At 40.1% G+C, this 12,763-nt stretch carries 9 protein-coding genes; 4 read left to right on the forward strand and 5 right to left on the reverse strand.

Annotation, left to right across the window (positions count from 1 at the left end; translation table 11 throughout):
• The 5 genes from LBN07_04635 to recF all read right to left on the reverse strand — a co-directional run.
• Positions 1–219: hypothetical protein (locus tag LBN07_04635; GenBank protein ID MDR0850733.1), on the reverse strand; the 219-nt coding region annotated here is incomplete at its 3' end.
• Positions 220–230: 11 nt separating this feature from the next.
• Entirely contained in the window at positions 231–2,066 is a 1,836-nt protein-coding gene (locus tag LBN07_04640; GenBank protein MDR0850734.1) for a hypothetical protein, read from the reverse strand.
• Positions 2,066–4,252 (reverse strand): YwaF family protein, encoded by a 2,187-nt coding sequence (locus LBN07_04645; GenBank protein ID MDR0850735.1) that lies wholly within the window; start codon positions 4,250–4,252, stop codon positions 2,066–2,068. The genes LBN07_04640 and LBN07_04645 overlap by 1 nt, the downstream gene beginning before the upstream one ends.
• A gap of 152 nt (positions 4,253–4,404) precedes the next feature.
• Complete coding sequence (locus LBN07_04650; protein ID MDR0850736.1) at positions 4,405–5,619, reverse strand: MFS transporter; 1,215 nt, start codon at positions 5,617–5,619, stop codon at positions 4,405–4,407.
• 305 nt (positions 5,620–5,924) lie between these two features.
• Positions 5,925–7,079, reverse strand: coding sequence for a DNA replication/repair protein RecF (gene recF / locus LBN07_04655; protein ID MDR0850737.1), 1,155 nt, complete (start codon positions 7,077–7,079; stop codon positions 5,925–5,927).
• 147 nt (positions 7,080–7,226) lie between these two features.
• Between recF and LBN07_04660 the strand changes: the two genes are divergently transcribed.
• The 4 genes from LBN07_04660 to LBN07_04675 all read left to right on the forward strand — a co-directional run bounded on the left by LBN07_04660 (position 7,227) and on the right by LBN07_04675 (position 12,761).
• The gene (locus LBN07_04660; GenBank protein MDR0850738.1) at positions 7,227–7,991 is read left to right on the forward strand and encodes a hypothetical protein; all 765 of its coding nucleotides are present in this window, start codon (positions 7,227–7,229) and stop codon (positions 7,989–7,991) included.
• 207 nt (positions 7,992–8,198) lie between these two features.
• Complete coding sequence (mnmE, locus tag LBN07_04665; GenBank protein MDR0850739.1) at positions 8,199–9,593, forward strand: tRNA uridine-5-carboxymethylaminomethyl(34) synthesis GTPase MnmE; 1,395 nt, start codon at positions 8,199–8,201, stop codon at positions 9,591–9,593.
• Positions 9,594–9,839: 246 nt separating this feature from the next.
• On the forward strand, positions 9,840–11,702 hold the full coding sequence (gene mnmG / locus LBN07_04670) for a tRNA uridine-5-carboxymethylaminomethyl(34) synthesis enzyme MnmG (protein MDR0850740.1): 1,863 nt from the start codon (positions 9,840–9,842) through the stop codon (positions 11,700–11,702).
• Positions 11,703–11,954: 252 nt separating this feature from the next.
• Positions 11,955–12,761 (forward strand): AAA family ATPase, encoded by an 807-nt coding sequence (locus LBN07_04675; GenBank protein MDR0850741.1) that lies wholly within the window; start codon positions 11,955–11,957, stop codon positions 12,759–12,761.
• Positions 12,762–12,763: the final 2 nt, after the last annotated feature.

Raw genomic sequence — 12,763 nt, forward strand, 5'->3', positions numbered from 1 at the left:
CAAAACTCTCCACGTCAGCTCATATCTGTCTTCACCTGAGCTTAACTTTATGATTTTTGTTATTTCTCCGCCGAGCTGAACGTTGTGGTTGCTGGTTATTTCAATGGAAGTGGCATAAATAGTAGGATTATAGCTAGTGAAGGCCATGCCAAAATAGCCCACCAGAACGATGCTGATGATATAGATGACAACAACTGATATCATGGTTACTTTTTTCATGCAGCGGCCTCCTATATATCCTTGAAGTAGACTTTGGCTTTTGACAGGTTGAGATAAACCCTCAGCCCCAAAAGAGCCATTGCTATCAGCATAATCTTTATCCAGACGGTTTTGGCGTCGTCAAGCATCAAAAAGAATGTCCAGCCAAAGAAGAACAATGAGAGCACAAACGCAAGGACGGTACTTTTTATTTCGTTGGGGTTGGTTGTGGAATGAACTCCATCATGATAGAATTTGTATTGCGGATTGGTAATATCCATATCAACGCTCCACAGCAGGTGGGCGGTGAATACAAACAGTACTATAAAGAATATTGGCATATATATTGCCGGACCCACTGCAAGTGTCTGCTGAAGAAACACAGTGGCAAGCACCAAAGATATCACCGAAAGCAGGTAGTTTAGTGAAATCTTTGAAAACATCGATGAAATATAAGTGGCGGGCTTGGTTTTTAAAAGATATACTGCGGCCCCTTCCTTTGAAAACAGTGAGGCGTTTGAAGTGTTGTTGGTCAAAAGTATCAGCAGCATAATAAGTACATTAAAGGCTATACACATCATATTTCCGCGAAGACTAGTGGCCATACTTGTAAATATAGTATTAAGCAGAAGTATTGCAAACGGCAGTATAAACACAAACACAAAAGTGCTGAAGAATGCCGAGGGTGTGCGGGTGTTTAGAATAAGCTCTTTTTTGAATGATGAAGCGAATTCATTGTGTTTTTTGTTTTGATGCTTTCTTTTTATTGTATTTTTTCGGTATTCAAACTGCTTGCTGGTCATTCTGAAAAACAGGGGTCTGGCCAAAAACCAAGATGCCAAGCTAAGTATACCTATTGAACCGATTAACACAAGCAGTGTGAAAAGACCCGTAAGCGTAAAGGCGTGGTATACATACATAGCCTCTTCACCCGCCAGCATATGTGTCAGATAATAGAAAGGCACAGCAATACTTTCTTGGAAATATTCAAGGAAATCGCGTATTCCCGTAAAGTATTGTTCTATATTTAGTATTAGGTTTAGGTTGGCGGGCACCTGCCCCATAAGCCATATAAAACCCAAAGCTATGGCACTGAGAACAATGGCAAGCACGCCCATCTGAATATAAGGATTGCGCTTCAAAAAAGAAGTAACAAACATGGCGGGAATTGACAGAAGCGCTGACAATAATACTACAAACAACGCTACAAATAAGAAACCGACAATTGCTATGAGAAAGTATATAAGAGGATATCCGTTTAAAATTCCGAAAGCGGCAAACAGTGGCATCATATAAGAGAAACTCTTTTTCAGTTCGGTTATGTAATATACTATAATTTTGCTGAAAAACAGGGTGTCGGGTTTAACGGGCAGAGTGAGCAGCATCTTATTGTCGTCAGCAAAATACAGCGATTTTGAAAGCCCCAGCGTTACAGTAATAATTGACAGAACCTGCATTATAGTAAACACAAACACGATTATTTTGGCGTCAAGCCTGCCGGTTACACTCAAAATAGGTGTTAATACACACAGTTTCAGTATACCCCAAATTGCAACGGTAATCACAGCGAAGCCGATTATAGTAAAAACTGTTTTAAAGATTATCCCCTTTTTGCTGCGCAGCCATGACATGTCAATTTTATCTTTCAACTGCATTTTTACAAGCGTGCGAAGCCCTGTTGTTTTGATATACAAAGGCCTAAACAGTTTGGCAATATATAGTGCGGCTCTAATAAAGACATAAGCAATATAGCCCCAAACAAACTTAATTCCACGGAGGATTATGCTGAAAAATGCGACAAATAAAACGGCAACATACAGCATTGCTTTTTTGAATTTATTGGTGCTTTTATTGCCTGTTTCTTTCATCAATCGCGCTCCGCTCCTTTACTTCCTATGTGACTTAGATATACTTCTTCAAGACGCTTGCCGTCTTTGCTCAGGTCTTTCATAGATGTGTCATATATGATTTTACCTTTTTTGATTATGGCTATGCGGTCACAGATATTTTCCACTACATCTATTATGTGACTGCTGAAGAATACTATATTGCCTTTTTTGGCATGCGCTTTCATAGTTTCTTTAACCTGATAGATACTGTTTGGGTCAAGCCCGGTGAGAGGTTCGTCAAGTATCCACAGCTTGGGCTCGTGAATGAGTGCTGCCATAATAGCTATTTTTTGTTTCATACCGTGTGAATAGGTTTTAATTTGGTTGTCAAAGGCATGGTTAAGCTCAAATATATCAACAAAGTGCTGAATACGGTTGTCCCTATTCTCTTTTGAAACCTTATAAAGGTCAGCCATATAGTTTATGTATTCTCTTCCTGTAAGCCTTTCATAAAGTGCATAGTGGTCAGGCACAAAGCCTATGTTATATTTGGCATCCACGCTTTGCTTTTCTACATCATATCCGCAAACTTCAATCTTTCCGCTTGTTATCGGCTGAATGCCTACAACGCTCTTTATGATGGTGCTCTTTCCGGCTCCATTTGGCCCCAGAAAGCCAAATATTTCGCCGCCATGTACCTCAAGGTTTGCATTTGTTACGGCGAACTTTTCTGAGTTGCCGTATTTTTTTGAAAAGTTTGTAATCTTTAACATATCCTCTCCTTCTTTGTTTGTTGTGCTGCCCCGCTCTTTTATCTGTATAGAGAGCGCAAGCTCATCCATCTTTATCTTTTTCTTCTTTTCAAACAGCACCACAAGCGAATTCCCTACATCATAGGCTGTTTCATATATAAACCAAATTCCTACACCCATGGCGCAATATACAAAGAAGAACAGCACTTGATATAGCGGATATAACGTAAACGACAAGTCACCTATTTTAAACTGAGCCACAACAAGCAGCAAGTCTTCGGCCCATTTGCCCAATTTTTCAGCTACGAAGTTACTGTTTACAAAGAAGTAATCTACCTTTGTGAGATAATTGCTGAACCATGCGTTGATAAATATTATGAGGAAGAAGTATACGCCAAACGCTATCATAGAATACATAAACTGCTTCCACTTTGGCCTGCCGAAAACTCCAAGCATAACTGTCAGCAGCGGCATAAAGAATGCCGTCCAATGGTTTACCCAGAATATGACATAACCCGGGGCGAACAGTGTTCCGGAGCTGTAGTCGGGCATAAGTATTGCAAGAAAAGCTCCCAGAACATTTATAAACAGCGTAAAGTAGAAAAGCCTCTTCATTTTGAATATCAAACTTATGACCAAAATATACATTGCTGTGTGGCAAAGATGAAGCGGCAGACTGAGATTGAGCATATCTGAGAGCAGAAAGTTGTTAAGGAAGGTTGTCAGCGTTGACAGTGCTATAAATATAATGACATAACGCTTGGTTTCGTAGTCTTTGTTTTTAAGCAGAAAAAATAGTACTGCCGGAAAAACAAACCCAAGATAAATTGCTATACGGTGGCTAAGTGTAAAGTCTAATATTTCAACGCTGGGGCCGCCTCCAAACAAGGCGCGCAATGAATAAGCCGGCATAGTGCAGAGCAGTATACCAAAAAGGCAGGCAAAAAAGATGCCTACTTCTTTTGCGGTCATTTTAAATTTGCGGTATTTTATGGCAAAACACAGTGCGATGCCGAGCAGCGCTGCTTGTTCAAGCACATAAAAGAGTGTTTTAGCATCAAAGCTATAGGTGGCTGTGGTTCCGCTGAGACCTATAATGCTCCAATACAAAAATCCTGCGTTGCAAAGAGCAACAGGAACGACAAAATACATTATAAGGAATTTATTTATTTTAATATCAAAGAAGGCATTGAGCACCACAATGAACATAGCCGCAATATTAAGCCAATCCAGAACAATTACAACAGAAGTAAGAAAGTCACTGCTTATTTCTGGGTTTGTCAGGGCAACTATACTTTCCAGATAGTTGTGTCCGCTCATATAACGCAGAAAAAACAGACCCGCCAATACTAGAGCCAAAGTTTTAAAGAACTTTGATTGTTTGTCGGGTTTTTTCAAAAACATCAAACAAAAACACACAACAAGTAGTGCGGCAAATACTATTAAAGCTGGCTGATATATATAAAATAACATCTGAACTCCAAGGATTAAAATTAGTATTTGTAGATGCTTGTATTTTACACTAAAACAATATAAAAAACAACAATATTTTTGAAAAATTCCCAAATACTGTTATTTTTGTTACAAATATATGAAGTTTGATTTGTTTTTGTGATTGCGGGTCGCTAGTATAAGTTGTTATTTTGCAGATAGTCCACCATATTTTTACGCATTGCTTCGTCGTTTATCGGCATAAATATTGCAAAAGCTATTACCATTCCGCTTATTACAAAGAACCCCGGCATCAAAAACGCACAGGCGACAAGTGATGGTATGGCAGGACCTATTGAAATCCCCAGCCTTCGCCCGTATATTATGTGTCCGCTGCAGCCCATAATTCGGGAGCGCTCAAGCAGCCGCACCATTGAGTGATAGCTTATGGGGCCGTAGCATAACCCCGCTATTGTCACAAGTATTAGTATAAGCCACGGGTGGCTTATGGCAAACGGCAGAGCGCAGACCAATGCAGCCATTGTTAGCGCCGCTCCCACAGCCAGCTTGGTGGTATCTTTTTTGGCGTCTATTTTTGACACAAATATCTGCCCACCGCTAAATGTCAGATACCACAGCGCCTGCATATAACCGGCATATGCAAAGGAACCTGCTCCGTTTACAAACATATATATCATAAGCATGGGCATCAGGGCGTCAAGCGCGCAAAACAGTGTATAGACAGTGCCGTAGCCCAAAAACATTTGGCGTGTAACCCTGCGGTATTGCACATTCTTTATTCGTATATCTTTAAAGGTTTCAATAGCGTTGCTTACTGATTCTTTGTTGAATGTTGGGTTATTACGCTCTTTGAAGTAATATATCAAAAGCGGTATTGCCGATATTAGATATACAATAACTGAAATAATAATGACAACATAAGTGTTAAGATAATCCAGAAGCAGACCGCCCGCAACAATGGCACTGACCTGTCCGCACTGTTCTAAAAATCTTGTCCAGCCCAGCGATTTGCCTGTGTTCTGTCCGCCGCTGCTGTAGTTAAATATGTTTTCTTTGGGCAGGTCTTGAAACGAGACAGAAAGAGCCTGAAAAATACAGACAATTACGGCGCCGAGCATTATATTATAATCAAACAGCAGAATACTCAGCACATATATAAGGATGGGAAATATTCGCAGAACCAAAAATATCTGGGGGTATTTTTGATATAGTTTTTTGAAAATGGTGTCAAATAATACTCCCAACAAAAGATATGACGCAAAAAATAAAAAGGCAAAAAGGATAGAGCCTGTTTTCTGATAAATTAAAAGGGGTATAAATGTTCCGATTATACCCGTGGCAAATGAAGCTATGGACTTATGAAAATTAAGCAGCTTTATTTGTTGCATTGATATTCCCCTTCTGTTGCAAAGCAGCAAGGTCAAATGTTTTACAGTTGCGCTGACCTTATTGTGCGGATTTTTGGATATTCTATCATAAAATTTTGATATTTAAAAATGTTTTTTAATGATGAGGGTTATTTTTTGATATTATATGTAAAATTGCCGCAAAATCACTAAAATAGGCACGCGACCAATCGGTCGAGGACCTCAGACCATGGGGTCGGAGAGTAAAAACAGCCGTGAAACATGCATGAAATAAAAAAATCAATGTTTCACAAACGCAGGAAAATACTGAGCATTCATAATTATTTTTAATGAAACTCGACAGTTGCGTCTATTTGAATTTTTTGGTCGTTTGGCCCCAACGTATAATCGTATTTGGTGCAGGTTAAAATTATTTGGAGCCCTTTAATTTTATCCAAAAACCGCCGCTGGCGGGCACTGTCAAGCTCGCTTAAAACGTCATCAAGCAGCAGCACGGGTGTCTCACCCTTTTCGGATTTAAAGATTTTAAGCTCAGCAAGCTTCATTGAAAGTGTAGCCAGCCGCTGCTGGCCTTGGCTACCGAAGCTGCGGATGTCAATATCGTTTATCATTACTTTTATATCATCCCTATGCGGTCCAACGGTAGTGTATCCCAAGTCGAAATCTTTCTCAATGGATTGAGAATAAGCTTTCAAGAGCTTTTCAGTGATATCCTTATCATCTTTTCCAACGACACCCTGATAACTCAGTGTGAGGTCTTCTTTGCCGTCGGTGATATAAGAATGTATTTCGGCAGCAAAGGGGCTGAGTAATGTGATAAACTTTATGCGGCTTATGATAATTTTTCCGGCAGTCTCTGCAAGCTGACTATCCCACACAGACAGCATATCCTTTAAAACCGACAGACTTTTGGTTTGTTTAAGCAGTTTATTTCGCTGGTTTAAAATTTTTTCATAACGCAAAAGTAAATAGAAATAATGCTTACTCATTTGCGATATATCGATATCCATAAAGCGGCGCCTATCTTGAGGGGCGTCTTTTATAAGCCGTATTTCATCAGGCGAAAAATATATAACCATCAGCTCACCCATCAGCTCACCCATTCGTTTAATAGGTATACCGTTTATTCTAATTGTCTTTTTGTCGGCCTTAGACAAAAATACGTCTATTTTACAGTTGTTATATTGCTTTTCAAGTTCCACTGATATTCGGGCACGTTCTTTGTCCCACTTAATTAGTTCCTTCTCTTTGTTTGTTCGTGAGCTCTTGCCTACCCCGCAAAAATAGATGCTTTCAAGCAGGTTGGTCTTGCCCTGTGCGTTTTTGCCCACAAAAATATTGAGCCCTGAGGTGAGCTTTGTGCTAAACTTATCAAAACTTCTGAAGTTTTCTATCTTAAACTGAGTGATAACCACAACAGTATTGTAGCATTTTTGGTGTTTTTTCACAACTTGTTTTGCCCGATACTCTCTTAGCCGCATGTTTGTTATTATATACGCTGGTTAATTATCTACCATAATTAGAAGTACAATTTTATGGCCGTACTTTTTAACTGACTGTTTACTTGGGCAATCGGGTATGTTATAATGTTAATAATAATACAATATATAAGCAAAAGGAGACAGATTATGGCATTTCGTGACATTTTCAGCGGAAAAAAGGCGGTCGGTGAACGGTCAAGAGATAAAGCCTTTACATTAAAGGATTTGGCGGGTACCGGCTATAATAAGGAAGCAAACGGATTTATTTATGAGACAGCTATAAAATTGAGAGATAAAGCACTTTATGAATTGGGCAGCACAGAATATTCATCTCAGGCAGCGGCTTTGGATGTGGCGGTGACAAATGCCGTTAAACTATACGGCTCTGTGGCAAGTGAGTTGTTGAAAAGAGAACATATAAGGCTGAAAACAGAAAATTCAGCGGCAAGTGAACAGGCCGAAGCGATTGAAAAAGCAATGCAAGTTGAGCTTGAGGGCGGAGTGGTGCTGCGTGAGCTGTTGTCCAGAGATGCGGAAACTTTGCTTGAGAACGGTTTTGACGGAAATATTTCTATGGAAATAAGCAATGAAGAAGTGTTTATAAGAGACGCAAAGGAAGCAGTTCTTCAAGCTATGGTCATAGCTGATAGGCTTATAACAAGCGAGGCGGCGATAATAAAATCAGGCAAAAAAGGGCTTATTAAATTTGGGCATATGTGTCCTTGTGTGTCGGATGATGACTTGGCAATTTGCGCCAATGTTCTTTTAAATGAAAGTTGTGCAGGAAGAGAAGAAGGCGGTATTGAATATTATAATCCTGACACTCACAGTTACGGTTATGTCAAAGATTTTGACGGTAGCAGCGGTCCGGAATATTATAATCCTTATACGCGTAGTTATGAGTATCTGTGATTTTTTTAGCTATTACTTTCTATAACAATGAAAACCACCGATAAAGGTGTTTTTCATATTTAATGAAGTTGGAGTTTATTGTGTTTGTAAAAAAGTTGTGTTATAAGCGAAACAAAATAATCATGCCTGCATGAAATATTTGTGAGAGAAGTTAAGTTTTAACACAAAGTGTTGATATATATCAACACTTTGTGTTATAATTGACGCATGAAATCGGAGACAATTGCGGCAATCGCTACGCCCAAAGGCACAGGCGGGGTCGGGATAGTTAGAATAAGCGGTGAAAACAGCCTGAAAGTGCTGTCACAGTTTTTTATACCCTATAAAGCAGGAGAAGGTATCTCCGCTGTCAGTAGAGATACCTCTGCAAAAGAGATATTAAAGATGGTTCCGAGATATATGTATTTGGGTGAAATAAATAACAAGGAACTGAAAGAACAATGTTTGGCGGTATTTTTTAAGGACCCAAATTCGTATACGGGTGAAGATGTGGTTGAAATACATTGCCATGGCGGTGTATATATTTGTAATAAAATACTTGAGTTATGCCTTAGAAACGGTGCCAGACTTGCTGACCCCGGGGAGTTTAGCAAGCGGGCGTTTGTAAACGGAAAGCTTAGTCTTGACAGTGCCGAAGGCGTGATAGATTTGATAAATGCGGCATCAAACGCTGAGGCGCGGGCGGCCTTTAACCTGTTTGACGGAAAGCTGTTTAAGATAGTTAAAGCCATGCAAAATGCTCTTACCGATATTCTGGCAGAGATTGAGGTTAATTTGGATTATCCGGAACACGACATAGAATATGAAACTTCTGAAAATATTAAAAAGAGACTAACGGTAATTGAGAATACCCTCAACCAGCTTTTGGATGGTGCCAAAACAGGAATGTTGCTGAAGCATGGCGTGTCGGTGTTGATTTTAGGCAAGCCTAATGTAGGCAAGAGTAGCCTTCTGAACACTATGTTGAACTTTGAAAAGGCTATTGTAACAGATATTGCAGGAACTACCCGCGATGTGGTTGAAGGGACGTATATATATAAGGATATAAAATTTAATCTAAGTGACACGGCCGGCATCCGGGACACTCAAAATAAGATTGAAAGAATTGGCATAGACAAGGCCAAAGCTATGACTGAGGCCGCTGATATAATTTTGCTTTTGCTGGATAGCTCTACCGGCATAACCAAGGAGGACAAGCAAAGCATGAGTCTGCTTGGCGGCAAAGAGTGTTTTGTGGTGGTCAACAAAATTGACAGCGGCGACAAGATTGATTATGGTTTGATTAAAGACAAGTTTGATATCATAAAAATAAGCGCTAAAAATAATATTGGCATAACAGAGCTTAAGGAAGCAATTTTTAAAAAGACGGTAGGTGGCGTTGTGGCAAATGAAACCATTCTTTTAAATCTGCGTCACACTGAGGCTTTGAATGAAGCTCTTTATATAATTGGAAAAACTCTGCCGCAGTTGCTTCAAAACAGTCTGGATTGCGTGGCTGTTGACATAAAACAAGTCTGGGAGGTTTTAGGCAAAATCACAGGAGAGGGCGCTGATGAAGTGGTAATAGATGCAATTTTCTCTAAGTTCTGTCTAGGCAAGTGAACTCTGTGTTTTCGTTGGCCCATAAACATGAAAATCAGGCGGCGACCTATTGGTCGGTCATATCCGACTGTTGGGTTTGGAGCTGAAAACCTTGTGAAACATAGAAAAAAGAGGCAATGTAAATGTTTCACGAATGCTGAGCTTGTTTCGCGACCAATCGGTTGAAACTAAACTCTGTAGTAAATTTATATAAAAAGAGATATTTTTGAGGACTTAGAACTCAAATATTTGATGTTGGAGAAACTTATGGAAAACAATTTTGATGCAGTTGTAATAGGCAGCGGACACGCCGGAAGCGAGGCGTGTTTAGCTATCTCGCGTTTGGGGCACAAAACCCTGCTGTTGACTATGAACCTTGACAGTATAGCTTTTTTGGCATGCAACCCGAGCATTGGCGGAACGGCCAAGGGACAGTTGGTCAGCGAGATTGATGCTCTGGGCGGCCAGATGGGAATAAATGCCGATAAAACAATTTTGCAGCTGAGGATGCTTAATCTCGGAAAGGGTGCAGCTGTGCATAGCCTAAGGGCACAAGTGGATAAGAATAAGTATCATGCTTCTATGAAGCAGACGCTGGAGGCTGCTCCAAATTTGTTTATCAAACAGGCCGAGGCTGTAGAAATTTTGACAAAAGATGATATTGTTTTAGGTGTGAAAACTGCATGTGGCGAAGTAATAAATTGTAATTCAATAGTTGTGGCCACAGGGGTATATCTTGACAGCCGCGTTATAATAGGTGAATATACAAAAAATCAAGGGCCCAACGGTTTTTTGAATGCGGTGGGTCTCAGTGACAGTTTGAAGAAGCTGGGATTTGAAATTTTACGCTTTAAAACGGGAACGCCTGCTCGGGTGCACGGGGCAAGCATTGATTTTGGGAGTTTTGAGGAGCAAAACGGCGACAACGATATTCAGACTTTTTCATATCTGACAAAAAAGAGCCCCCCCAATGTCTGTAAGTGTTATCTGGGTTATACCAATCAAAACACACATAATATTATAAAAGCCAATTTGCACCGCTCCCCTCTTTATGCGGGAATGATTAAGGGGGTGGGGCCGAGATACTGCCCTTCAATTGAAGATAAAGTGGTGAGATTTGCTGATAAAGAGCGGCATCAGATATTTTTGGAGCCGGAAGCGTTGGATTCTTATGAAATTTATGTGCAAGGGTTCAGTTCAAGCTTGCCAATTGATGTTCAGCAAAAAATGTATAGTAGCGTTAAGGGTTTTGAAAATGTGCAGATTATGCGATATGCTTATGCGATTGAGTATGATTGCATAAATTCGCTGAGTCTAAAACCTTCACTTGAAGCCAAACACATAAAGGGTTTATTTTTTGCCGGCCAAATAAACGGCACCAGCGGATATGAGGAAGGGGCGGCTCAGGGTCTTATTGCAGGAATAAATTCGGTTATGCATCTTGAGGATAAAAAACCCCTTGTTTTGGGCAGAGACCAAGCCTATATAGGTGTGCTTATTGATGACCTTGTTACTAAGGGCACTAATGAGCCATATAGAATGATGACAAGCCGGGCTGAATATAGGCTGCATCTGCGTCAGGATAATGCCGATATCAGGCTTACTGAAATCGGCAGAAAAATTGGGCTGGTGGATGATATAAGATATAAACTGCTGCTCAAAAAGAAAAAACAGATAGAAAAAGCCAATAAAGAACTAAAAACAGTTGTTCCTATGGGTATTGCAAGCGAATTTTTAAAAAAACACAACGAAAGCCCCACCAAACAAGGGATAACCATAAAAGACCTGATAAAACGCAGTAATATTTCGGCGCATGATATTTTGGAGCTTGGATTTTTGACGAAGTACCCAAAGGCTGTGGTGGAACACATAAATATAGAAACAAAATATGAAGGGTTTTTGACAAAAGAGGCCGAGAATATAGAACGTATGAAACAAAGCGAGAAAGCAGCTCTTGACCCTGTGTTCGACTACTCTGCTATAAAGGGCTTGCGGACAGAGGCTTTTTTGAAGCTAAATAAAATCAAGCCCATAAATCTGGGTCAGGCTATGAGAATAAGCGGTGTTTCACCCGCGGATATTGCTGTGCTTATGGTATATATCAAGGCTAAAAAGCAAAATAATCATTAAAAATTATAAATATATAAGTTTGACAGTTTTTGTTGCTACACAATAGGAATCTCGTCGTTGTAGGCTCATCGGTTCTGCTACTTCCTAATAAGTCCCGCGTCTTTGTAGGTCCGTCAGTCTTGTTACTTCGTAATAAGCCCGCGTCTTTGTAGGCCCGTCAGTTTTGTTGCTGTGCAATAAGAAGAAAATTGTAAAAAACTCTTTATATCCTTTTTAGTTTGTGATATAATTAGGTATACTCAAGGAGGCAACATGGGAAAAATTATTGCTTTTGCCAACCAGAAAGGTGGCGTAGGAAAAACTACAACTTGTATAAATATGGCGGCGTATATCGCGGCGATGGGTAAAAGGGTGCTGATTGTGGACATGGACCCGCAGGGAAACTCCACAAGCGGTGTCGGAATTGACAAAACCGGCAAGCTGGCTACACTTTATGACGCTATCGGCGGAGAAAGTAACGCTGAAGATGTGGTAAAGCGCACAACTGTCAAGGGTCTGGATATCATTCCTTCAACAGTTGACTTGGCTGGAGCCGAGATTGAGCTTGTGCAGATGGATGGCCGCGAAAAGGTAGTTAAGGAGATTTTATATAAACTCAGAAACAGTTATGACTATATTTGCATTGACTGCCCTCCTTCGCTGGGGCTTCTGACAGTTAATGCTCTTACGGCGTCGGATGCAGTAGTAATTCCTATTCAATGCGAATTTTTTGCATTGGAGGGGCTAAGTCAGCTTATGAACACCATAAAGCTTGTTAAAAAACACCTTAACCCCAATCTTAGTGTTGAGGGCGTTGTTCTCACTATGAAGGACAGCCGTTCTAATCTGGTAAATCAGGTTTCACAGGAAATAAGAAGATTTTTTGGTAGCAAGGTTTATGAGACGGTAATTCCCCGAAGTGTAAGATTGGCCGAAGCTCCAAGCCACGGTGAAACCATAATGATTTATGACCCCAAAAGCAAAGGAGCTGTTGCATATCTGGAACTTAGCGAGGAATTTCTGAAAAGAAATAAAGATAGTTATAAAAAAATAACCAAACACACCAAGTTTAGTGATTAAAA

This window comes from Christensenellaceae bacterium (assembly GCA_031260975.1).
Classification (GTDB): domain Bacteria; phylum Bacillota; class Clostridia; order Christensenellales; family UBA1242; genus JAISKJ01.